We start from the raw sequence: 22,251 nt of genomic DNA on the forward strand, positions 1-22,251 counted from the left end.
CAGGGCCTACCGCCGGCCTGCTTCCCCACGCTCCGCGGGTGCCAGCACGTACCAGCGCGACGGCAGCTCGACGCGGGTCCCGTCGGGCAGGAACTCGGTCTGGGCCAGGGCGGTCGCACCGCCGGCCAGTGTGGTGAGGCCGGCCTCCTGGAGCAGCCGCCGCACCTCCTCCTCCGTGGCGCTCGCCGGCCTGAGCCCGTGCTGAAGCACCCGGCGCAGCTTCTCCGGCGGGCCGTCCGGCCCCTGCGCCACCAGCTGGAGCACATCCTTGGAGGCCGGGGTCGGCTCGACCACGAAGGCCCGTCCGCGCTCCCCCAGCAGCGCCGCGACCGCCGCGGCGACGGCGGGCCTGGCCCCGGGCTCGCTCTGGTGGATCACCGCTCGCATGTACACATTGGTGTCGCCGATCCGCTTGTGCAGGTCCGCCACGGCTTCCTCGTCGACGAGATCGAGCTGGGCGAACTCGGCGACGCCCGCGGTGTCCGCGCGGCGGGCGTGCGCGATGGCCGCGTGTGCGAGGTCCACACCGATCGCGCGGGCGAAACGGGTCGCGAGATAGCGGGTCTGCGTACCGTTCCCGCAGCCGAGGTCGACGACGGGCAGCGAGGTGTCGGCGTGCGGCAGCAGACGTTCGGTGTCGGGTACGGAGGTGAGGGAGGGGTCGGAGTCCCAGATCGCTTCGCCGGGCAGGTCCGAGGTCGCGGCCCAGAAGCCCTCCCACGCCTCGCGGTAGTCCTGTGACACGTCCATGCGCGCTCCCCGGTCCGTTCGTCGTGCGGCGTTGTGCTCAGGACCGGACTACCGTCCCGGGACGGCCGCGGCAAGACCCGGCACAGCATCCACCCGCTCGTGGCGAGGACTTCACCACGTGTGCGACCTGGGCCCCGGGATCATGTTCAGCGCCTGTTCGAACCAGACGGTCCTGCCGTTGGCCGTGGTGCTGGTGCCCCATTCGCGGGCCGGGCTGCTCACCAGGAGCAGGCCGCGTCCGGACTCGTCGTGGGTGGCGGCGTCGAGCAGTGCGACCGCGGCGGGTTCGTCGTCGCTGACCTCGCACAGCAGGGCGCCGGTGCGCACCAGGCGGAGCACGATGTGGTGGGACCGGCCGTGCTTCACCGCATTGGTCACGAGCTCGCTGACCATCAGCTCGGCCGACTCCCCCGCGTCCTGCAGCTCCCAGTCGAGCAGCTTCCCGCGCACCAGGCCTCGCGACCGCGCCACTTAGCCTGGACCAGGGCGAGTTGCCACTGTGCGACGTCGCCGTCCGCGATGCCGTTCAGCCGGGCCATCAGCAGCGCCACGTCGTCCCTGCGGCCCCCGCTCGGGTTCAGAGCACGGATGATCGTGTCGCAGGCGTCGTCCATGGAGGCGGCGGGATGGGCCGCCGAGGCGCAGAGCGCGGCGAGCCCGGCCCCGACGTCCTGGTCGCGCACCTCGACCAGGCCGTCGGTGCACGGTCCGGGGCCGGTCGGGGAAGCCGTCGGCCGGCCCGTCGTCCCTCCGGACGCTCAGTCCTCGTGGCCCAGTTGGAGGTCGCGTTCGGTGCGTCCGCCGCCCGCCACCTGGAGCACGGTGGCCACCGGCGGATACCCGGCCGCGATCACCGTGTACTCGCCGGTGGACAGGTCCACGAACCGGAAGGCGCCGTCGGGGCCCGTGGTGAGGGTGTCGACCACATTGCCCGCCGCGTCCAGGAGCGTGACCCGGGCATCCTCGACGGGCCGGCCGCCGCTCGCCCGTACGACGCCGCGCAGCACCGCGCCGCCGGCGAGCTCGATGTCCTGCCGGGTCTCCCTGGCCGCCTGCACGCTCACCGGCAGCGCGGCGGGCCTGAAGGCGGGGGCGCTGGCGGCGAGGGTGTACTCCCCGGCCACCAGCTCCGAGATCACGTAGCCGCCTTCGCGGCCGCTGCGGGTGGACGCCACGACCTCGCCTCGGACGTCGGTGAGGGTGACGGCGGCGTCGCGCACCGGGATGCCGTCGGCGGTGACGACGGTGCCGGCGAGGCGCCCGGCCCCGCCGAGCACCACATCGAGCTCGACCGGCCGTTCGCCCACGGTGACGCTGACGGCCTGCGGCTGGTGGCCGCCGGCCGCGGCGATGAGCACGTACGAACCGGCGCCCGGCACGCTCAGCGCGTACCGCCCGTCGTCGCCGCTCGCGCCCCGTCCGACCTGCTGGCCCTGGACGTCGATGAGAGTGAGGGCGGCGCGCGGGACCTTCGTGCCGTCGGGGTGCTGGACGCTGCCGCAGACCGGCACTCCCGACAGGTAGACGGGCGGCGGCGCGGCGGCGGACTCGTCGGTCGTGTCCGTGAAGGTGGTGCGGGCGGCCGGAACGGTCATGGACTCGGCGGCGTTTTCGGGGCTGTGGTGGGACACCAGCGGTTTCTCCTTGAGGAAGAAGGCGAAGAACAGGCCGAGCGCGAGCACCGGCACGAGGTAGAGGAAGATCCGCGGCATCGCGTCGGCGTACGCCTGGACATAACTGTCGCGCAGCGCGGGCTCCATGGCGTGGACCAGCTGCGGGGTGATCGACTCGGGGTCGGGGAGGTCGGCGCCGGAAGGCAGGCGGAGGGCGAGCGCGTCCGCGAGGCGGCCCGCGAAGAGCGTCCCGAAGACGGCGGCGCCGACGCTGCCGCCGATCTGCCGGAAGTAGTTGTTGGCGCTGGTGGCGGAGCCGATGTCGGCGGGTTCGACGGAGTTCTGCACGGCGAGCACCAGGACCGGCATGATCAGCCCGATCCCGATGCCGAGCACGGCCTGCGCGATGCTGTGTTCGAGCGGTGCGGTGTCGGTTTCGAGGCGGGAGAGCAGCCACATCCCGACCACCGAGATCGCACTGCCGAGGATCGGGTGGACGCGGTAGCGCCCGGTGCGGGAGATCATCTGGCCGGAGACGACGGACGCGATGACGATGCCGCCCATCATCGGGAGCATCAGCAGGCCGGATTCGGTGGCCGTGGCCCCGTCGACCATCTGGAGGAAGGTCGGCAGATAGCTGGCGGCGCCGAACAGTCCCACCCCGACGATCGCTCCGACGAGCGCGGTGACGTTGAAGACCGAGTCACGGAACAGCCGCAGCGGGATGATGGGCTCGGCCGCCCGGTGCTCGACGACCAGGAACAGCAGGGCCGTTCCGAGGGCGCCGGCCCCCAGCCCCAGGATGGTGCGCGAGCCCCACGCGTACTCCGTACCGCCCCAACTGGTCAGCAGCACCAGGCAGGTGGAGGCGGCCGCGAGCAGCAGCGCGCCGAGGACGTCGAGCCGGGGCCGGACGGTGGGCCTGGGGAGTTTCAGCACGACGGTGATGACGGCGAGGGTGACCAGGCCGAACGGGACATTGATGTAGAAGCACCAGCGCCAGGAGGCGTGGTCGGTGAAGAAGCCGCCGAGCAGCGGACCCGCCACGGACGCGAGGCCGAACGCGGCGCCGATGAGCCCCATGAACCGGCCGCGTTCCCGGGGCGGCACGACATCCGCGATGATCGCCTGGACCCCGATCATCAGCCCGCCGCCGCCGATGCCCTGGACGGCGCGGAAGGCGATCAGCTCGTCCATGGTGCGGGACCAGCCGGCGAGCGCGGAGCCGATGACGAAGACGACGATGGCGAACTGGAAGACGCCCTTGCGGCCGAAGAGGTCGCCGAGCTTTCCGTAGATCGGCAGTCCGATCGTGGAGGCGAGCAGATATGCGGTGACGGCCCAGGACATCTTCTCCAGGCCGTGCAACTCGCCGACGATCTTCGGCAGCGCGGTGGCGACGATCATCTGGTCGAGCGCCGCGAGCAGGAGCGTGAGCATCAGCCCGAGGAAGATCAGCCGGATGTTCCGGGGGCTGGCCTGTGCGCCGTACGGGGCCGACACCTGGTCCCGTTCCGCGGCTTCCGCCCCGTCTGAGGGCGGCGAGGGCGGCTCGTCGGGTGGCGCGGCAGCAGCCTGGGCGGCCCCCGTGCCTCCCGGCTCCTCCCCCAACAGAGTGATCCCACCCACCACGTGCCGCTCCCCTCGTCGCATCTGCGCCGCCCATTTCTGCCATTGGGCGAGAAGGGAGGGCAAACGCGACGGGGGGCGCTGACGGCGCACTCGGGGGGCTTAGCCCCCGGTGGGAGCCACTACGGCGCGCCACTGGACGGGCCGGGAAAACCACCCGAACCGGTGAGGCCGGTCAAGAGCCCGGCGGGCTACTTCTCGACCTCGGCGGCGAGGTTCTGCAGCAGCTCGTCGTAGATCCGCCCGAGGCCCTTGGGCGCGAAGGTCTTCTCGAAGAATCCACCGATGCCTCCGGCGCCGTTCCAGACGGTCGAGACGACGGCCTTCGACCTGCCCTCGCCGGCCGGGGTGACAGTCCAGGTGGTGACCATCGAGGAGTTGCGGTCCTTCTCCACCAGCTGGCCGTCGGTGGGCTCGCTGACCTCCAGCAGGCAGTCGCGGACCCGCTTGCTGGTGGCCTGGAGCTTCCAGTGGACGAGGGTGCCCTCGCCGTCACCGCCCTCGCGCACCTCGTACTCGCTGAAGTGTCCGGGCAGCACCTTGCCGCGGACCTCCTTGTAGTCGGCCAGCGCGTCGAACACCGTCTCCGCGTCCGCGGCGATGACTCGCTCTGTCGTGGCCTCGACCTGCGCCATGGCTGTTCCTCCAGCACTCGGTTGTTCGGGGGTGTGCTGAGCCAACCACCTCGGGCGCGCCGCTCAAAATCCGAGCCTGGGCGAAGGGGAGAAAACGATCAAGGGAACAAGTGTTCTATTCTCTGTCCAGTGCTACCCAGGAGGCGTCCATGCGCTGGGACAATCTGGTCGAGAACCCCGCCACGACCGGGAACAGCGCGCCCTTCACCGCCGACGCGGTGACCACGCGCTCCCTTGACACACCAGCTGCGCGCCACCGTCCGGGCGATCGCCGCCACCGGGGCGACCTCGGTGACCCCGCTCGTCCTCCATCTGCGGCCCGGCGCCCGGGAGTGGTACACGCAGTGGCTCGGGAAGCACCACCCCCACCTGATGCGGCGGTACGAGCGGCTGTACGCCGAGGGGGCCTACGCGCCCAAGTGGTACCAGCGCCGCATCACCCGGTACGTCCACGAACTGGCGGCCGAGTTCGGCATCGGACCCTCGCACCGCGGCACGCCCCGGCACCTCCCCACCCGGAACGGACAGCGAACGCAGCAGCACGCACCGCTCGGCGGCCCCGGGCCCACGCAGCTGACCCTCCCCTGACCCGCCTCGCCGGCCCCGACCCGCCCGGTCCGCCCGGACCTTCGCGGACGGCCCGGCAATGCCGATACGGGCAAACGGGTCAACTCTCGACACAACAGGCCCTTCCCGACGCGAATGCGGGGAGCATGCGGCGGGGGCTGCGCCACCCGCAGCCGTGTTTCCCCCATCACGGGAGGCCATATGACGAAACGTCCGGTAATTCTGTTCGCCGTCGGAGCGACGGTCGCCGGTCTGGTGACCACCGCACCGGTCACGGCAACCGCCGACAACGGCGCGCGGCCCGCCGCCGCCAAGCTCGAATGGACCGACTGCGCCACCAAGTCCTATCCGCGGCTGCAGTGCTCATCGGTCAGTGCACCGCTCGACCATGACGACCCGTCGGGCCGGCAGATCACCCTCGCCCTGTCCCGCGTCCCGCACACCGCGAAGACCTTCCAGGGCCCTCTGCTCGTCAACCCGGGCGGCCCCGGGGGCAGCGGTCTTTCGATGGCCGGATTCGTGGCGTCCGCACTGCCGAAGGCGGTCGCCGCGCAGTACGACGTGATCGGCTTCGATCCCCGCGGCGTCGGGAGGAGCAGGCCGGCGCTGGACTGCGTACCGGGCTACTTCGACCCGGTGCGCCCCGACTCGGTGCCCGGCTCGCCCGGCGTCGAGGAGGCCAACCGCAACCGGGCCCGTTCGTTCGCCGAGGCCTGCGGGCGCGAGTACCCGGATCTGCTGCCGTACATGGACACGCTCAGCGCCGCGAAGGACCTCGACGTGATCCGGCGGGCCACCGGCTCCCGGCAGCTCAACTACTTCGGGTACTCCTACGGCACCTACCTCGGCGCGGTGTACGCAAAGCTGTTCCCGGAGCGGGTGCGGCGCTTCGCCCTCGACTCGAACGTGGACCCCGACGGTGTCTGGTACGACGACAACATCGGCCAGAACTACGCCTTCGACGCCCGCCACAAGGCGTTCGCCGCCTGGGTGGCGAAGCACGACTCCACGTACCGGCTCGGCAGCGACCCGGCGAAGGTAGAGGCCGCCTGGTACGCGATGCGCGAGGCCGTCAAGGCTCGGCCGGCAGGCGGGCAGGTCGGCCCGAGCGAACTGGAGGACACCTTCCTGCCGGGCGGCTACTACAACGGGTACTGGCCGTACCTGGCCGAGGCGTTCGCCGCGTACACCGACGACGGCGACCAGGACGCGCTCGTGAAGGCGTACAAGAAGTTCGGCGCGGCCGATGCCGAGGACGACAACGGCTACTCGGTCTACGCGGCCGTGCAGTGCCGCGACGCCCAGTGGCCCCGGCAGTGGAACACCTGGAGCGCCGACAGCCGTCGGGTGCACACCAAGGCGCCCTTCTACACCTGGAACAACAACTGGTACAACGCTCCTTGTGCCGACTGGCCGGTGGAGCCGCTGAATCCGGTGCGGGTCTCCAACAACGACCTTCCGCCGGTGCTGCTCTTCCAGGCCACCGACGACGCGGCCACGCCGTACGAGGGCGGGGTCACCCTGCACCGCAGGCTGCGCGGCTCCAGCCTGGTCGTCGAGCAGGGCGGCGGCAATCACGGCATCACGCTGAGCGGCAACGACTGCCTGGACACCTACCTCGTGGACTATCTCGCCAAGGGCACCGTCCCGCGCGGCGAGGGCAGCCGGGCCGAAGCTGACGCGGTGTGCGCGAAGTCCCCCGACCCGCAGCCGCTGACCGGCGAGGCGTCTTCGAGGTCGGCGCGGCGGACGGGTACCGGCAGCAGGGGCGCCACCCTGCACGGGCTGCTCGGCTTCCGCGGCTGACGGCCCCGCTCCGGCTCGCTTACGGGCCGTCCCGGCGGATGCGCCAGGATGGCCCGTATGGCGACACGAATACATGTGCGGGACATGACGGTCGACGACTGCGAGGCCGTCACCCGGGTCCGGGTGCGCGGCTGGCAGGCCGCGTACGCGGGGCTGGTGCCCCGGTCGTATCTGGACGGCATGGAGCTCACCGTCGCCGAGGACGTGGAGCGGCGCCGCGAGTCCTTCGCGCGGGGCACCACGCTCGTGAACGTGGTGGCCGAACGGGCGGACCTCGGAGTGATCGGCTGGGGCTGCTACGGGGCGCGCCAGGAGAACGGCAGGCCGATCGCGCGGGGCGAGCTGTACGCGCTCTACGTGGCGCCCGAGCAGATCGGGACCGGGGCGGGCCGCGCCCTGATGGCGGAGATACTCACCCGCGCCACGGCCGACGGCTTCCCGGACCTGGCGCTGTGGGTGCTGAAGGAGAACGCCCCGGCCCGCCGCTTCTACGAGCGAGCGGGCTTCGGTCCCGACGGCGCCGAGGAGTCCTTCGAGGCGGACGGCGCTCTGGTTCCCGAGGTGCGGTACCTGCGCACGCTCGGCGCTTTTGCCGCCTGAGCCCGGCGCTCCTTCAGGACGCGCCCAGCCGGCCGAGCGCATCGCGGGCCGCGCCGCCCAGCCTCGGGTGCGCCACGGCCGCCTCCAGGAGCGGGCGGGCCCGCCCGTCCCCCAGCTGCCCGAGCCCCTCGACGCAGGCGAGCGCCACGCGCCAGTGCGGATCGCCGGGGGCGAGCAGCCGCTCCAGAGTGCTCATCAGCGCCGGTACGGACTCCGGGGCCCGGAGCGCGGTGAGCAGCCGCACCGGGTGCAGGGCGTACGCGGTGCGCAGGGCGTTGGTCGCCAGGGCCGCGGCGGCCCGGGGCGTACGCGGGTCACCCAGGCGCACCAGGGCGTGGGCGGCCGAGACGCAGCGCTCGGGGTCGCGGTGGTTGAGCAGCAGCACCAGCGCCTCGAAGGCCCGCCGGTCTCCGCCGCAGCCGAGCCGGAAGGCAGCGATCTCACGGGCCCAGAGCGGGCGTTCGCGTTCCACCAGGACGCGGGCCAGTTCCTCCTCGTCCTCGGTGGCGAGCAGTCCGCGGCACTGCGCCGACTCCCCCGCCGCTTCCGCCTCGTCGGCAAGCCGGTCCGCGAGCGACCGGAACTCCTCGTCCATGACCGTCAGCGTATCGGCGGGGACTCTGCGTAGCGAGGGGCGGGAGAATGTGGCATGGGGCACAGCGAGCCGGGGCTGGCGCGCTCGTTACCCGGCAGTTAATCTCATGTGAGCGGGACACCATCCCCGCTTGCTCCGGTGGCCTGGTGACGCAGCCACCCGGAGTGCTTGTCGGTTCGGCAGTTCTGCAGACGTGACTCCGGGACAGAGTCCGTCGCCCCCTCCGGGTCCGGGCGTGCCCATGGCGCGTCGGCCCCGATTACCACGACACGCAACTCCCGCACGGGTCGCGCCGGTTATCCCTTCTCACAGTGCGCGCTCCGTGCCTCCTCACAGTCGTCACTCATTCTCTGGAGTCCCGTGATGGACATCCCGCTCAGCACCATCGCCGTCGTCGGTCTCGGCACCATGGGCACCGGCATCGCCGAGGTCCTGGCCCGCGCCGGCCACGAAGTCATCGGCATCGACATCAGCGACGAGGCCGCCCGCCGGGCCGTCGCCGCCCTGGAAGCCGCGACCGCCCGCGCCGTGCGGCGCGAGCGGATCACCGAGGAGGAGCGGGGGGACGCCCTCGCCCGTTTCCGCACCTTTGCCGACTTGCGGGCCGCCGCGGAGGCGGAGCTCGTCATCGAGGTCGTGCCCGAGTCGTACGAGATCAAGCAGCAGGTCTTCCGGGAGCTCGACGCGATCGTCTCCCCCACCACGATCCTGGCGACCGGCACCAACGCCCTGTCGGTGACCCGGCTGGCCGCCGAGTCGCTGCGTCCGGAGCGCGTGCTCGGCCTGCACTTCTTCAACCCGGCGCCCGCGATGAAGCTGGTCGAGGTGGTGTCCTCGGTGCTGACCGCGCCGCCGGCTGTCGAGGCCGTCACCGCGCTCGCCCGCAGCCTGGGCAAGGAGCCGGTCGCGGTCGGCGACCGGCCGGGCTTCGTCGCCGACGGCCTGCTGTTCGGCTACCTCAACCAGGCCGCCGCGATGTACGAGGCCAATTACGCCTCCCGGGAGGACATCGACGCGGCGATGAAGCTCGGCTGCGGTCTGCCGATGGGTCCGCTCGCCCTGCTCGACCTGATCGGGATCGACACCGCCCGTACCGTGCTGGAGGCGATGTACGCCGAGTCGCACGACCGCCTGCACGCCCCGGCGCCGGTGCTCAGGCAGCTGAGCGAGGCGGGGCTGACCGGCCGCAAGGCGGGCCGCGGCTTCTACACGTACGAGGGGCCCGGCAGCCAGACCGTGGTGCCGGACGCGCTGACGCCGGGCGACGACGGGTCGGCGTCGGCCGGGCGCACGGTGCGTTCGGTGGGTGTCGCGGGCTCCGGGACGATGGCCTCGGGCATCGCCGAGGTCTTCGCGAAGGCCGGGTACGACGTGGTGCTCGCCGCCCGCGGCCGGGAGAAGGCGGACACCGCGAAGGGCCGGATCGCCAAGTCGCTGGAGCGCTCCGTCACCAAGGGGCGGCTGACGGCCGAGGCGCGGGACGCGGCCCTGGCCCGGATCACCGCGGCCGGTTCGCTGGACGCCTTCGCCGATGTCGACCTCGCGGTGGAGGCCGTCGCCGAGGACCTCGCGGTCAAGCAACAGCTGTTCGGGACCCTGGACAAGGTCTGCAAGCCGGGCGCCGTGCTCGCCACCACCACCTCGTCGCTGCCGGTCGTCGCGATCGCGCGGGCCACCTCGCGTCCCGAGGACGTGATCGGGATGCACTTCTTCAACCCGGCGCCGGCGATGAAGCTGGTCGAGGTGGTCCGTACGGTGCTCACCGCCGACGACGTCCACGCCACCGTCCGCGAGGTGTGCGCAAAGGTCCGCAAGCACCCGGTGGACTGCGGGGACCGGGCCGGTTTCATCGTGAACGCGCTGCTGTTCCCGTACCTCAACAACGCGATCAAGATGGTCGAGGAACACTACGCGACACTCGACGACATCGACGCGGCGATGAAGCTGGGCGGCGGCTACCCGATGGGCCCGTTCGAACTGCTCGACGTCGTCGGTCTCGATGTCTCGCTGGCCATCGAGAAGGTGCTGCACGGCGAGTTCCGCGACCCGGGCCTGGCCCCGGCGCCGCTGCTCGAACACCTGGTGGCCGCCGGCTGCCTCGGCCGCAAGACGGGGCGCGGCTTCCGCGAGTATGCCCGGCGCTGAGCGGGCTCGGCAGTGGGCAGCGCGGGTGAAGGAGCGGGGCTGGGGCGCGTGCATCGCAAGGCGGAGGATTGAGGCATGGCGGAGCCATGGTGATTGACGACAACGCGGCGAGGCGCGCACCCCAGCCCCGCGACGCCGCGAAGCCCGCTGCCGGGCCCGCTGGGAAAGGTGCCGGTTGGGGCGGGCTGCTCGATCCTTCGGACGGCCCGCCCCCACGGGCGCACTCCCCCGACCCGATGCAGTACGTTCACACCATGTCCCAGCCCGCCAGGTCCCCCCGTGTCTCCGCCGCACCCGACGCACAGGAAAGTGCCGCCGGCACGCGCGCCGCCGCCCAACGGCTCAAAATGCGCCGTGAACTGGCCGCCGCGGCGATGGAACTCTTCGCCACGAAGGGGTACGAAGCGACGACGGTCGACGAGATCGCGGGCGCCGCCGGGGTCGCCCGGCGGACCTTCTTCCGGCACTTCCGCTCCAAGGAAGAGGCGATCTTCCCGGACCACGACGACACCCTCGTCAGGGCCGAGGCCGTCCTCAATGCCGCACCGGCGCACGAGCACCCCCTCGACACCGTCTGCCGCGGCATCAAGGAAGTCATGAAGATGTACGCGGCAAAGCCCGCGGTCTCCGTGGCCCGTTACAAACTGACCCGCGAGGTCCCCACCCTGCGCGAGGCGGAGATCGCCTCGGTGGCCCGCTACGAGCGGCTGTTCACCCGCTATCTGCTGGGCCATTTCGACGAGCGCGACCACCATGTCGGCAACGACGACCCGCTGCTGGCGGAGGTCGCGGCGTCCGCCGTGGTCACCGCGCACAACCACGTCCTGCGCCGCTGGCTGCGGGCGGGCGGCGAGGGCGACGTGGAGGCGCAGCTCGACCACGCCTTCGCGATCGTCCGCGACACCTTCGGGAGCGGCATCGGGGCCGGCCGGACCGTCGGCGCCGAGCCCGCGAAGCAGCCCGCCGCTTCGGTGGCCTCCCAGGGCGAGGTGCTGGTCGCCGTGGCGCGGACCGACGCACCGCTCGACGAAGTGATGCGCACGATCCAGCAGGCGCTCCAGGACCGCTGAACGGGCGCGGGCCGGGGCGGGCACGCCCCCGCCCCGGCCCGCGCCGAAACCTGGTTGCCCGGCCCGCTCACCGGTGTTGTGGTGAGCGGATGAACCATCATCACGAAAAGCTGCTGGCCCTCTTCGACCGCGAGGTGCGCGAGCACGCCCGCCCCGACGGCCCCGGCGTCCGGGTGGAGCGCACCGGCGACGTCGTTCGGCAGGTCGGCGCGGCCGACGACTGGAACGGTGTCGTCTGGTCGGCCCCGGACCTGGATCCCGCTAGGGCGGACGCGGTGATCGCGTCCCAGGTGGCGCACTACACGGCGCTCGGACACGGCGAATTCGAGTGGAAGCTGTACGCGCACGACCGGCCGGCCGATCTGGACCGCCGGCTGCTGGCGGCCGGTTTCGAGGCGGAGGAGCCGGAGACCCTGCTGGTCGCCCCGGTCGCGGAACTCTCGACGCGGGTGACGCTCCCCGACGGCGTTCGACTGCGGACCGTGCGTGACACGGACGACGTGGAGCTGATGGCCCGCGCCCATGAGCGGGCGTTCGGCTCCGACTGGTCGCGACTGCGGCATCAGGTGCTGGCCCGGCTGGCCGAGGACCCGGACGGTTTCGTCGGCGTGCTCGCCATGGCGGGTGACGAGCCGGTGAGCTCGGCCCGGATGGAGCTGTACCGGGGCACGGGCTTCGCGGGGCTCTGGGGCGGCGGCACGGTCGAGGCGTGGCGCGGAAAGGGCCTCTACCGGGCCCTGGTGGCCTTCCGCGCCCAAATCGCGGCGGAGCGCGGCTACGGCTACCTTCAGGTCGATGCCGGCGACATGAGCGCCCCGATCCTCCAGCGGCTCGGATTCCTCGCGCTGAGCACCACGACGCCCTATGTGTATCGCTCCCACTGATCGATCATTCGCGGAATTTTACGGGGCATCTGCCTACGAAACCCCTCTCTCCTTGCTCATAAGGGCCCGGCGGGTGACAAGTGAGAGAAATTGTTGGCACCGAGTGCCTTGCCAGGTGTCACGGAGTGCCATACGTTGAAGTTGTCCGGGCGGCCGGCGTGCTGCGAACTCACGTACGCCGGCTGTCCCCGCAAGCGATTTGTCTGCGCGCCCGGACGCCTGCGTCACAGGCAAACCCTTCTGCTCCACAGAGCAAGCCGAAGCTTTGACAGCCGAACCGACGGCAGCACCTCCACCCCGTTCCCTCTCCTGCTCGCAGGGATCGCAAGCGTTCCCTCAGCGCCCCCATCCGCCGGAGGCACCCCGTGAAGGAAATCCTGGACGCGATCCAATCGCAGGACAGCACAGCCGCGGACTTCGCGGCCCTGTCCATCCCCGAGTCGTACCGCGCGGTGACCGTGCACAAGGACGAGACCGAGATGTTCCACGGGCTCGCCACTCGCGACAAGGACCCCCGCAAGTCGCTGCACCTCGACGAGGTCCCGGTACCCGAACTCGGGCCCGGCGAGGCCCTGGTCGCCGTCATGGCGAGTTCGGTGAACTACAACTCCGTCTGGACCTCGATCTTCGAGCCGATGTCCACCTTCGGCTTCCTGGAGCGCTACGGAAAGCTCAGCGAGCTCACCAGGCGCCACGACCTGCCGTACCACGTCATCGGTTCCGACCTGGCGGGCGTCGTCCTGCGCACCGGTCCCGGCGTCAACGCCTGGCACCCCGGCGACGAGGTCGTCGCCCACTGCCTCTCGGTCGAGCTGGAGTCCTCGGACGGCCACAACGACACGATGCTCGACCCCGAGCAGCGGATCTGGGGCTTCGAGACCAACTTCGGCGGCCTGGCGGAGATCGCGCTCGTCAAGTCCAACCAGCTGATGCCGAAGCCTCAGCACCTCAGCTGGGAGGAGGCCGCCGTTCCGGGCCTGGTCAACTCCACCGCGTACCGTCAGCTCGTCTCGCGCAACGGCGCGGGGATGAAGCAGGGCGACAATGTGCTGATCTGGGGCGCCAGCGGCGGACTCGGCTCGTACGCCACGCAGTTCGCGCTGGCCGGCGGCGCCAACCCGATCTGCGTCGTCTCCAGCGAGCAGAAGGCCGACATCTGCCGGAAGATGGGCGCCGAGGCGATCATCGATCGTAACGCCGAGGGCTACAAGTTCTGGAAGGACGAGCACAACCAGGACCCGCGCGAGTGGAAGCGCTTCGGCAAGCGCATCCGTGAACTCACCGGAGGCGAGGACGTCGACATCGTCTTCGAGCACCCGGGCCGCGAGACCTTCGGCGCCTCCGTCTACGTCACGCGCAAGGGCGGCACGATCGTCACCTGCGCCTCCACCTCCGGTTACAACCACGAGTACGACAACCGCTACCTGTGGATGTCGCTGAAGCGGATCGTGGGCTCGCACTTCGCCAACTACCGCGAGGCGTGGGAGGCCAACCGGCTCGTCGCCAAGGGCAAGATCCACCCCACGCTGTCGAAGGTCTACTCGCTGGAGGAGACCGGCCAGGCCGCGTACGACGTCCACCGCAACCTCCACCAGGGCAAGGTCGGCGTGCTGGCGCTCGCCCCGCGCGAGGGGCTCGGAGTGCGCAACGAGGAACTGCGCGAGCAGAACATCGACGCCATCAACCGCTTCAGGAACGTCTGACATGAGTGGGCGTCAGAAGGACCGCCCGTGGCTCATGCGGACGTACGCCGGGCACTCGACCGCCGAGGCGTCCAACGAGCTCTACCGGCGCAACCTCGCCAAGGGCCAGACCGGCCTGTCGGTCGCCTTCGACCTGCCGACGCAGACCGGGTACGACCCCGACCACATCCTCGCCCGCGGCGAGGTCGGCCGGGTCGGCGTGCCGGTGTCGCACCTCGGTGACATGCGCCGGCTGTTCCAGGGCATCCCCCTGGAGCAGATGAACACCTCGATGACGATCAACGCCACCGCGATGTGGCTGCTGGCGCTCTACCAGGTGGTCGCGGAGGAACAGGGCGCCGATCCCACCAGGCTCCAGGGCACCACGCAGAACGACATCGTCAAGGAGTACCTCTCGCGCGGGACGCACGTCTTCCCGCCCGGTCCCTCGCTGCGGCTGACCACCGACATGATCACGTACACGGTCAACCACATCCCGAAGTGGAACCCGATCAACATCTGCAGCTACCACCTGCAGGAGGCGGGGGCCACTCCGGTCCAGGAGATCGCGTACGCCATGTCGACGGCGATCGCCGTGCTCGACGCGGTCCGTGACTCGGGACAGGTGCCCGAGGAGAAGTTCGGCGATGTCGTCGCCCGGATCTCCTTCTTCGTGAACGCGGGCGTCCGCTTCATCGAGGAGATGTGCAAGATGCGCGCCTTCGGCCGCATCTGGGACCGGATCACCCGCGAGCGGTACGGCATCACCGACGTCAAGCAGCGCCGCTTCCGCTACGGCGTCCAGGTCAACTCCCTCGGCCTGACCGAGGCGCAGCCGGAGAACAACGTCCAGCGCATCGTCCTGGAGATGCTGGCCGTCACGCTCTCCAAGGACGCCCGCGCCCGCGCCGTCCAGCTGCCTGCCTGGAACGAGGCTCTGGGGCTCCCCCGGCCCTGGGACCAGCAGTGGTCGCTCCGCATCCAGCAGGTGCTCGCGCACGAGAGCGATCTGCTGGAGTACGAGGACATCTTCGCCGGGTCGCACGTCATCGAGGCCAAGGTGGACGAGCTGGTCGCCGAGTCGCTCGCCGAGATCGACCGGATCGAGCGGATGGGCGGCGCCATGGCGGCCGTCGAATCCGGCTATCTGAAGTCCGAGCTGGTCTCCTCGCACGCCGCACGCCGGGCCCGGATCGAGGGCGGCGAGGAGAAGATCGTCGGCGTCAACATCTACGAGACGACGGAGCCGAACCCGCTCACCGCGGACCTCGACGGGGCGATCATGACGGTCGACCCCGCCAACGAGGCCAGGGTCGTCGCCGCCCTGCACGACTGGCGCGACAACCGCGACGAGGCCCGCGCCACGGAGGCGCTGGCGGCGCTGAAGAAGGCCGCCGCGGGCACCGAGAACATGATGGAAGCGACCGTGGAGTGCGCCCGTGCGGGTGTCACCACCGGCGAGTGGTCCTGGGCGCTGCGCGACGTCTTCGGCGAGTTCCGGGCCCCGACGGGCGTCTCGTCCGCGCCGGTCGCGGTGACCGCCGAGGCGGGCACCCCGCTCGCCCTGGTCCGCGAGAAGGTCGCCCGCACCGCGGCCGACCTGGGCGCGGGGCGGCTGCGGCTGCTGGTCGGCAAGCCGGGCCTGGACGGGCACTCCAACGGCGCCGAGCAGATCGCCGTACGGGCCCGTGACGCCGGCTTCGAGGTCGTCTACCAGGGGATCAGGCTGACCCCCGAACAGATCGTCTCGGCCGCCCTCGCCGAGGACGTGCACTGCGTCGGTCTGTCGATCCTGTCCGGCTCGCACGCCGAGCTCGTACCGGACGTGCTCACCCGGCTGCGCGAGGCGGGCGCCGCCGACATCCCGGTCATCGCGGGCGGGATCATTCCGCCCGCCGACGCGTCGGCCCTGATCGGGGCCGGTGTCGCCGCCGTATTCACCCCGAAGGATTTCGGTATCACGGAGATCATCGGCCGTATCGTCGACGAGATCCGGAAAGCGAACAAGCTCGACCCTCTGGAGGTCCCCGCATGACTGCCGTCAACCGCCTGCGCCCACGCCGTTCATGTCTGGCAGTGCCCGGCTCGAACCCGCGGTTCCTGGAGAAGGCCCAGGGCCTCCCGGCCGACCAGGTCTTCCTGGACCTGGAGGACGCCTGCGCGCCGCTGGCCAAGGAGGGCGCCCGGCACACCATCGTCGACGCGCTGAACGACGGTGACTGGACGGGCAAGACCCGGGTCGTGCGGGTGAACGACTGGACCACGCACTGGACGTACCGCGATGTCATCACGGTCGTCGAGGGCGCCGGCCAGAACCTCGACTGCATCATGCTGCCCAAGGTCCAGGACGCCCAGCAGGTCATGGCGCTGGACCTGCTGCTGACCCAGATCGAGAAGACGATGGGCTTCGAGGTCGGGAAGATCGGTATCGAGGCGCAGATCGAGAACGCCAAGGGCCTCGTCAACATCGATGACATCGCCGCCGCCTCGCCCCGCCTGGAGACGCTGATCTTCGGCCCGGCCGACTTCATGGCGTCGATCAACATGAAGACCCTGGTCGTCGGTCAGCAGCCGCCCGGTTACGGCGCGGACGCCTACCACTACATCCTGATGCGCATTCTGATGGCGGCACGTACGCACGACCTCCAGGCGATCGACGGCCCCTTCCTGCAGATCCGTGACGTGGACGCGTACCGCGAGGTCGCGGGCCGGGCGGCGGCGCTGGGCTTCGACGGCAAGTGGGTACTGCACCCGGGTCAGGTCGACGCGGCCAACGAGGTGTTCTCGCCCTCGCAGGAGGACTACGACCACGCCGAGCTGATCCTCGACGCGTACGAGTGGTGCACCTCCGAGGAGGGCGGCAAGAAGGGCTCGGCGATGCTGGGCGACGAGATGATCGACGAGGCGAGCCGCAAGATGGCCCTGGTCATCGCGGGCAAGGGCCGAGCGGCCGGCATGCAGCGCACCTCCAAGTTCGAAGCGCCGGAGGCCTGATCATGCAGTTCGGACGCACTTACGAGGAGTTCGAGGTCGGTGCGGTCTACAAGCACTGGCCCGGGAAGACGGTCACCGAGTACGACGACCACCTCTTCTGTCTGCTGACCATGAATCATCACCCGTTGCACATGGACAGCAACTACGCGGAGCGGACGACGGATTTCGGGAAGAACGTTGTCGTCGGCAACTACATCTACTCGCTGTTGCTCGGCATGTCCGTTCCTGACGTCTCCGGAAAGGCGATCGCCAATCTCGAGGTCGAGTCGCTGAAGCACGTCGCGCCGACCTTCCACGGCGACACGATCTACGGCGAGACGACGGTTCTGGACAAGACTCCGTCAAAGTCGAAGAACGACCGCGGAATCGTCTACGTGGAGACCAAGGGGTACAAGCAGGACGGCACGCTGGTCTGCGTGTTCCGCCGCAAGGTGATGGTCCCCACCGAGACGTACATCAAGGAGCGCGGCGGCGAGCAGCCGGGCCGCCCCGAGCTGAACCAGCCTTCGCAGAAGAACGTGGAGAAGTAGCCATGACGCGACTCGCCCAGACCGCCGGTCTCACCGACGTCCAGCAGGAAATTCTCTCCACGGTCCGGGATTTCGTCGACAAGGAGATCATTCCGGTCGCGACCCAGCTGGAACACCGTGACGAGTACCCCACCGAGATCGTCGAGGGACTCAAGGAACTCGGCCTGTTCGGGCTGATGATCCCCGAGGAGTACGGGGGCCTGGGTGAGTCGCTTCTCACATACGCGCTGTGCGTGGAGGAAATCGCCCGCGGCTGGATGAGCGTTTCGGGAATCATCAACACGCACTTCATCGTGGCGTACATGCTCAAGCAGCACGGCACCCAGGAGCAGAAGGACACCTTCCTGCCGCGCATGGCGCTGGGCGAGGTCCGGGGCGCTTTCTCGATGTCCGAGCCGGCGTTGGGCTCGGACGTCTCCGCGATCACCTCCAAGGGCGTCAGGGACGGCGAGGAATATGTTCTCGACGGCCAGAAGATGTGGCTGACGAACGGTGGCACGTCCTCGCTCGTCGCCGTTCTGTGCCGGAGTGACGAAGGCCACCCCGAGGGGACCGCCCCGCACAAGTCGATGACCACATTCCTGGTGGAGAAGGAGCCCGGTTTCGGCGAGGTCCGGCCCGGCCTCACCATTCCCGGCAAAATCGACAAAATGGGTTACAAGGGTGTCGACACGACCGAACTCATCATGGACGGGCTACGAATTCCGGCCAATCGAGCGTTGGGCGGCACCACTGGCCGAGGGTTTTACCAAATGATGGACGGCGTCGAGGTCGGCCGGGTGAATGTGGCGGCGCGTGGCTGCGGTGTGGCACAGCGTGCATTCGAGCTCGGCGTTTCCTACGCCCAGCAGCGGCAGACCTTCGGAAAGCCGATCGCCCAGCACCAGGCGATCCAGTTCAAGCTGGCCGAAATGGCCACCAAGGTGGAAGCCGCCCATGCGATGATGGTAAATGCAGCGCGCAAAAAGGACTCCGGGGAACGAAATGACCTGGAGGCAGGGATGGCGAAGTACCTCGCCTCCGAGTACTGCAAGGAAGTCGTCGAGGACGCCTTCCGCATCCACGGCGGTTACGGCTTCTCCAAGGAGTACGAGATCGAGCGCCTCTACCGGGAGGCCCCGATGCTGCTTATCGGTGAAGGTACCGCCGAGATCCAGAAAATGATCATCGGGCGCCGACTCCTCGAGGAGTACCGGTTCCAGGGGTGATTGTCCCTTTCAAGGCGATTTAGCCGCGAAGAAGATCACACCCTGTCACCCTCGGCCGGTGCCTTCCAACCGTCCGACTCGGCTGCTGGCTTGCCCAGTTGTTGCTCGCAACCGATAACATCGCCGGAAAAGCCGCCGTCCCCCGTTGCCAGCGCGGCATCATCCGCTACGAAGGTCATCCATGCCCGACAGCCAAACCTCTGCACCACGCGGCGGAGTCCGCCTTGCGCGCGGAGCTTCGCCGTGGCTCCTCCCGACCGTCGCCACCGCGGCGCTCAGCCTCTCCCGGGCCCGCAAGTCCGGACGCTGGGCCGCGGTGGCCGTGCCCACCACCGCGCTCGCGGCGGGCATGCTGTGGTTCTTCCGCGACCCCGAGCGCGAGATCACCCAGGGTCGCGTCATTTCGCCGGCCGACGGTGTGGTGCAGAGCATCATGCCGTGGAAGGACGGGCGCACCCGCGTCGCGATCTTCATGAGCCCGCTGAATGTTCACGTCAACCGTGCGCCCCTGGCCGGCACGGTGACCTCGGTCGAGCACGTCCCCGGCGGGTTCGTTCCGGCATTCAACAAGGAGAGCGAGAACAACGAGCGCGTCGTCTGGCACTTCGACACCGAGCTCGGCGACATCGAGATGGTGCAGATCGCGGGTGCGGTCGCCCGGCGCATCGTCCCGTACATCCCGCAGGGCACGAAGGTGGAGCAGGGCGAGCGCATCGGTCTGATCCGCTTCGGCTCCCGGGTCGACATCTACCTTCCGGAAGGTGTCGAGGTCGCGGTCGAGGTCGGCCAGGCCACCACCGCGGGGGTGACTCGAATTGACCGTGATTGATCCCGACACACAGGCAGGCTGGGTGCCCGAGTCGGAGTCCGAGGAGGACGCCGGCGAGGACATGCCGCTCTCTCTGCGGCTGTCGATAGCGGACACCCTGACTCTCGGCAACGCCACGTGCGGTTTCATGGCGGTGTACTTCACCACCACCGGAATCCTGATCCCGCACCTCACGGGCAGCGACGAGAGCGGCATGGCCCGGCACTCCGCGGCCACCGCCGTGATCCTGATGCTCCTCGCGGCGGTCTTCGACCTCTTCGACGGGCTCGTGGCGCGCAAGCTGCGCTCCTCGCCGATGGGTGCCGAGCTGGACAACCTCTCGGACCTGATCAGCTTCGGGCTCGCCCCGGCGTACTTCGTCCTCGTGTACGGCATGGTCGCGGACGACGCACACCAGCGGGTCTCTGCGCTGGCGGCCATCGTGGTGCTGCTGGCGGTGGTGCTCAGGCTTGCGAGATTCTCCTGCGTGACCATGAAGGACGGCATGTTCCAGGGCATGCCGAGCCCCTTCGGAGCGCTCACGGTCGTCTCGATCGTGCTCCTGGAGCTGCCCTTCGTGCCGACGCTGCTCGCGATCGTCGGAGTGGCGTGGCTGATGGTCAGCCGGGTCGAGTACCCGAAGCCGCGGGGTGTCCTCGCGGTGGCGATGCTCAGCTGGATCGTAGCCGCGATGGGGCTCCTCGCCGCGTGGGCGTTCGACGCCCCCGGCGGCCAGCTGCTCCTCCAGACCGGCTGTGCGCTGCAGGTGGTCCTGGGAGCGGTCATCCCGCTCTTCGCGACGGCACGGCGGGTGAACACCTTCCGTGACAACCGGCGCGAGGCACGGACCGCGCAGCTGCCGTAGCGGCACGCAAGACACATGAGAAGGACCCGGGTGCTCCCCAGCACCCGGGTCCTTCCGCATCCGAGGGGCTCACGGCCGTGGTCCGCGCGGCCGTGAGGCTCCGCCCAGTATGTTGGGGCCCAACCGGCTGACGGGCGCCGTCCCCGGATACCAGGCCTTGATGACGAAGGACTCGGAACCCGATGACAGACAACTCCGACATGATCGACTTCGTACGGGCGCGCCTCGCCGAGGAGGAGCTCATCGCGCAGGCGGCGGGCAGCGACAGCTGGCGGTGTCCGGCCGACGTTCCCGGCGAAGTCCACGACCGGTCCGGGGGCATCGCGTTCAGCGTGCGGAATCTCGGTTTCGACCAGCACATCGCGTTCCAGGACCCGGCGCGTACGCTGCGCCGCATCGAGACGAGCAGGGTGCTCCTCGACGAGTACGAGGAAATCTCCGGCCTGGACACCGACCGCCCCGATCACGACTTCGGGTCCGGCCGGGCCGTCGGGCTGGGGTTCGCCGTCCGGCAGCTGGCCGCGGAACACGCCGGCCACCCCGGGTACCGGGCCAGGTGGCTCCCCCGGTTCATCCAGTAGCGGCGACCGCCGCGGCCGCCCCGCGGGGGCGTTCGCTGCGGTCGCCGCCGACTGTGCGAGGTCGCCTTCCGCTCAGTGCCCGGCGTCCCGGGAGATGCCCCGGACTCCGCCGCCGCGAGTACGGCTCCCAGCAGGCAGAGGACGCCGGTGACGAGCACGGCAGTGTGCACCTCGTTCATGAATGCCGGCCGCTGCCGCCTCGCCGTCGGTGAGGGACTGGAGGGCATCTGCGATGTGTGCGCGCTCCAGGCGCTGGACCTCGCCCTACCACCGCCTCGGCTCCATGTCCCGGCCACGGGCCCGGCTGCGGATGGCTGCGGGAGGGCTAAGGTTTCAGAAGGAGCGCATCGCATCGCATCGCATCGTGCAGGGACGCCATGCACCGACACCGCAGCACATCGGACAACACCCAGGAGCTCCTTCTCACTCTTGGGCGCCTTGTCGATCAGGCCCTGGAGAACATCAGGCTCCAGCGCGCCCGCGCGGAAATGGGCCTGGCCCTGCAGCGGCACATGCTCCCCACCGAACTGCCCGACTTCCCAGGCATCCGGATCGCGGCCCGGTACGCGCCCTCGCAGGACGGCATGGCCGTCGGTGGCGACTTCTACGACGCGTTCCCCATGCGGGACGGGGTCGCGGGGATCACCATCGGCGACGTACAGGGGCACGGGGTGGAGGCCGCCGCGTTCATGGGTGAGGCCCGCGCCAGCCTCAGGGCGCTCGCCAGCGTCACGACCGACCCCGGCACGGTGCTGGCCTGCGCCAATGATCTGCTGATCTCGCTGGGCGGCGACCTGTTCACGACCTGCTGCCTGCTGAGCGTCACCCCGCAGAGCGGCGAGCTGTCCGTGGCACGGGCCGGACACGTGCCGCTCGTATGGGGCACCGACGACGGCGACTCCGGCATCTCCCAGGACGAGGGCGGGGTGCCGCTGGGCATCCTGCACGACCAGTGGTACCCCGTGACCCGTCGGCGGCTCGCGCGCCCCGGGTATCTGGTCCTGCTGACCGACGGGGTCGTGGAGGGGCCGTCGTACCCGATCGACGAGGGGCTCGCCGCGGTGACGGAGGTGGTCGCCGCGGCCGGCGGGGTCGACCCCGGCGAGCTGGCCACGCGGGTGCTCCAGGTGGCGGACCTGACCGGTCACGAGGACGACGCCGCCGTGCTCGTCGTCCGCTACGACGGTCCGTCGGGGACGACCGGGCCGGTGGACGGCGCCTGACCCGTTCGCGTACCCGGGCGGGGCCCGGGACGGCTCATTCGCCGACTTCGCCGCCGTGCTACCGGC

The 22,251-nt window shown here is 70.2% G+C and carries 18 protein-coding genes and 2 pseudogenes; 15 read left to right on the forward strand and 5 right to left on the reverse strand.

The window, feature by feature from the left end; translation table 11 throughout:
• Positions 1-6: 6 nt before the first annotated feature.
• The 4 genes and pseudogenes from ACIRJP_RS00660 to ACIRJP_RS00675 all read right to left on the reverse strand — a co-directional run bounded on the left by ACIRJP_RS00660 (position 7) and on the right by ACIRJP_RS00675 (position 4,627).
• On the reverse strand, positions 7-750 hold the full coding sequence (locus ACIRJP_RS00660; RefSeq protein WP_404166732.1) for a methyltransferase domain-containing protein: 744 nt from the start codon (positions 748-750) through the stop codon (positions 7-9).
• 111 nt (positions 751-861) lie between these two features.
• Positions 862-1,454, reverse strand: a pseudogene (locus ACIRJP_RS00665) (SpoIIE family protein phosphatase); the annotation flags it as partial.
• Between the two features lie 54 nt (positions 1,455-1,508).
• The gene (locus ACIRJP_RS00670; RefSeq protein ID WP_404166735.1) at positions 1,509-3,995 is read right to left on the reverse strand and encodes an MFS transporter; all 2,487 of its coding nucleotides are present in this window, start codon (positions 3,993-3,995) and stop codon (positions 1,509-1,511) included.
• A 188-nt stretch (positions 3,996-4,183) separates the two neighbouring features.
• The gene (locus ACIRJP_RS00675) at positions 4,184-4,627 is read right to left on the reverse strand and encodes an SRPBCC family protein (RefSeq protein WP_329817577.1); all 444 of its coding nucleotides are present in this window, start codon (positions 4,625-4,627) and stop codon (positions 4,184-4,186) included.
• A 243-nt stretch (positions 4,628-4,870) separates the two neighbouring features.
• On the opposite strand from ACIRJP_RS00675, the pseudogene ACIRJP_RS00680 reads away from it, so the two are divergent.
• The 3 genes and pseudogenes from ACIRJP_RS00680 to ACIRJP_RS00690 form a co-directional block, all read left to right on the forward strand.
• Positions 4,871-5,215, forward strand: a pseudogene (locus ACIRJP_RS00680) (radical SAM protein); the annotation flags it as partial.
• A 180-nt stretch (positions 5,216-5,395) separates the two neighbouring features.
• Positions 5,396-7,000, forward strand: a complete 1,605-nt coding sequence (locus ACIRJP_RS00685; protein ID WP_404166738.1) for an alpha/beta hydrolase — start codon at positions 5,396-5,398, stop codon at positions 6,998-7,000.
• Between the two features lie 57 nt (positions 7,001-7,057).
• A complete protein-coding gene (locus tag ACIRJP_RS00690; protein ID WP_404166740.1) occupies positions 7,058-7,600 on the forward strand; it encodes a GNAT family N-acetyltransferase in 543 nt (180 codons plus the stop codon).
• Between the two features lie 13 nt (positions 7,601-7,613).
• Here the strand turns inward: ACIRJP_RS00690 and ACIRJP_RS00695 are convergent, their stop codons facing one another.
• Complete coding sequence (locus ACIRJP_RS00695; protein ID WP_404166742.1) at positions 7,614-8,195, reverse strand: adenylosuccinate lyase; 582 nt, start codon at positions 8,193-8,195, stop codon at positions 7,614-7,616.
• A gap of 363 nt (positions 8,196-8,558) precedes the next feature.
• On the opposite strand from ACIRJP_RS00695, the gene ACIRJP_RS00700 reads away from it, so the two are divergent.
• The 12 genes from ACIRJP_RS00700 to ACIRJP_RS00755 all read left to right on the forward strand — a co-directional run bounded on the left by ACIRJP_RS00700 (position 8,559) and on the right by ACIRJP_RS00755 (position 22,185).
• Positions 8,559-10,340 carry a 3-hydroxyacyl-CoA dehydrogenase family protein gene (locus tag ACIRJP_RS00700; RefSeq protein WP_404166744.1) on the forward strand — a complete coding sequence of 594 codons (1,782 nt, stop codon included), beginning with the start codon at positions 8,559-8,561 and terminating at the stop codon, positions 10,338-10,340.
• Positions 10,341-10,594: 254 nt separating this feature from the next.
• Positions 10,595-11,410 (forward strand): TetR family transcriptional regulator, encoded by an 816-nt coding sequence (locus tag ACIRJP_RS00705; protein WP_351258081.1) that lies wholly within the window; start codon positions 10,595-10,597, stop codon positions 11,408-11,410.
• 89 nt (positions 11,411-11,499) lie between these two features.
• Positions 11,500-12,294 carry a GNAT family N-acetyltransferase gene (locus ACIRJP_RS00710; protein ID WP_404166746.1) on the forward strand — a complete coding sequence of 265 codons (795 nt, stop codon included), beginning with the start codon at positions 11,500-11,502 and terminating at the stop codon, positions 12,292-12,294.
• A gap of 365 nt (positions 12,295-12,659) precedes the next feature.
• The gene (gene ccrA / locus ACIRJP_RS00715) at positions 12,660-13,997 is read left to right on the forward strand and encodes a crotonyl-CoA carboxylase/reductase (RefSeq protein WP_404166748.1); all 1,338 of its coding nucleotides are present in this window, start codon (positions 12,660-12,662) and stop codon (positions 13,995-13,997) included.
• Between the two features lies 1 nt (position 13,998).
• Entirely contained in the window at positions 13,999-16,011 is a 2,013-nt protein-coding gene (locus ACIRJP_RS00720; RefSeq protein ID WP_404166750.1) for a protein meaA, read from the forward strand.
• Positions 16,008-16,970 (forward strand): HpcH/HpaI aldolase/citrate lyase family protein, encoded by a 963-nt coding sequence (locus tag ACIRJP_RS00725; RefSeq protein WP_404166752.1) that lies wholly within the window; start codon positions 16,008-16,010, stop codon positions 16,968-16,970. The genes ACIRJP_RS00720 and ACIRJP_RS00725 overlap by 4 nt, the downstream gene beginning before the upstream one ends.
• A 2-nt stretch (positions 16,971-16,972) precedes the next feature.
• Positions 16,973-17,500: a MaoC family dehydratase gene (locus tag ACIRJP_RS00730; RefSeq protein ID WP_351258097.1), complete on the forward strand. Its 528-nt coding sequence runs from the start codon at positions 16,973-16,975 to the stop codon at positions 17,498-17,500.
• Between the two features lie 2 nt (positions 17,501-17,502).
• Positions 17,503-18,708 carry an acyl-CoA dehydrogenase family protein gene (locus tag ACIRJP_RS00735; protein WP_404166754.1) on the forward strand — a complete coding sequence of 402 codons (1,206 nt, stop codon included), beginning with the start codon at positions 17,503-17,505 and terminating at the stop codon, positions 18,706-18,708.
• A 181-nt stretch (positions 18,709-18,889) separates the two neighbouring features.
• Positions 18,890-19,537, forward strand: coding sequence for a phosphatidylserine decarboxylase (locus tag ACIRJP_RS00740; RefSeq protein ID WP_266728445.1), 648 nt, complete (start codon positions 18,890-18,892; stop codon positions 19,535-19,537).
• Positions 19,524-20,381, forward strand: coding sequence for a CDP-diacylglycerol--serine O-phosphatidyltransferase (gene pssA / locus ACIRJP_RS00745; RefSeq protein ID WP_202553726.1), 858 nt, complete (start codon positions 19,524-19,526; stop codon positions 20,379-20,381). The genes ACIRJP_RS00740 and pssA overlap by 14 nt, the downstream gene beginning before the upstream one ends.
• A gap of 182 nt (positions 20,382-20,563) precedes the next feature.
• Positions 20,564-20,962, forward strand: a complete 399-nt coding sequence (locus ACIRJP_RS00750; protein WP_404166757.1) for a DUF6221 family protein — start codon at positions 20,564-20,566, stop codon at positions 20,960-20,962.
• A gap of 377 nt (positions 20,963-21,339) precedes the next feature.
• Entirely contained in the window at positions 21,340-22,185 is an 846-nt protein-coding gene (locus ACIRJP_RS00755; protein ID WP_404166759.1) for a PP2C family protein-serine/threonine phosphatase, read from the forward strand.
• Positions 22,186-22,251: the final 66 nt, after the last annotated feature.

It is taken from the genome of Streptomyces sp. NPDC102437 (genome assembly GCF_044765565.1).
GTDB lineage: Bacteria > Actinomycetota > Actinomycetes > Streptomycetales > Streptomycetaceae > Streptomyces.

Excerpts from the sequence above, each read along its gene's own strand:
- ACIRJP_RS00660 (WP_404166732.1), bottom strand. The coding sequence starts at position 750 with ATGGACGTGTCACAGGACTACCGCGAGGCGTGGGAGGGCTTCTGGGCC.
- ACIRJP_RS00675 (WP_329817577.1), bottom strand. The coding sequence starts at position 4,627 with ATGGCGCAGGTCGAGGCCACGACAGAGCGAGTCATCGCCGCGGACGCG.
- ACIRJP_RS00685 (WP_404166738.1), top strand. The coding sequence starts at position 5,396 with ATGACGAAACGTCCGGTAATTCTGTTCGCCGTCGGAGCGACGGTCGCC.
- ACIRJP_RS00690 (WP_404166740.1), top strand. The coding sequence starts at position 7,058 with ATGGCGACACGAATACATGTGCGGGACATGACGGTCGACGACTGCGAG.
- ACIRJP_RS00695 (WP_404166742.1), bottom strand. The coding sequence starts at position 8,195 with ATGGACGAGGAGTTCCGGTCGCTCGCGGACCGGCTTGCCGACGAGGCG.
- ACIRJP_RS00700 (WP_404166744.1), top strand. The coding sequence starts at position 8,559 with ATGGACATCCCGCTCAGCACCATCGCCGTCGTCGGTCTCGGCACCATG.
- ACIRJP_RS00705 (WP_351258081.1), top strand. The coding sequence starts at position 10,595 with ATGTCCCAGCCCGCCAGGTCCCCCCGTGTCTCCGCCGCACCCGACGCA.
- ACIRJP_RS00710 (WP_404166746.1), top strand. The coding sequence starts at position 11,500 with ATGAACCATCATCACGAAAAGCTGCTGGCCCTCTTCGACCGCGAGGTG.
- ACIRJP_RS00720 (WP_404166750.1), top strand. The coding sequence starts at position 13,999 with ATGAGTGGGCGTCAGAAGGACCGCCCGTGGCTCATGCGGACGTACGCC.
- ACIRJP_RS00725 (WP_404166752.1), top strand. The coding sequence starts at position 16,008 with ATGACTGCCGTCAACCGCCTGCGCCCACGCCGTTCATGTCTGGCAGTG.
- ACIRJP_RS00730 (WP_351258097.1), top strand. The coding sequence starts at position 16,973 with ATGCAGTTCGGACGCACTTACGAGGAGTTCGAGGTCGGTGCGGTCTAC.
- ACIRJP_RS00735 (WP_404166754.1), top strand. The coding sequence starts at position 17,503 with ATGACGCGACTCGCCCAGACCGCCGGTCTCACCGACGTCCAGCAGGAA.
- ACIRJP_RS00740 (WP_266728445.1), top strand. The coding sequence starts at position 18,890 with ATGCCCGACAGCCAAACCTCTGCACCACGCGGCGGAGTCCGCCTTGCG.
- ACIRJP_RS00750 (WP_404166757.1), top strand. The coding sequence starts at position 20,564 with ATGACAGACAACTCCGACATGATCGACTTCGTACGGGCGCGCCTCGCC.
- ACIRJP_RS00755 (WP_404166759.1), top strand. The coding sequence starts at position 21,340 with ATGCACCGACACCGCAGCACATCGGACAACACCCAGGAGCTCCTTCTC.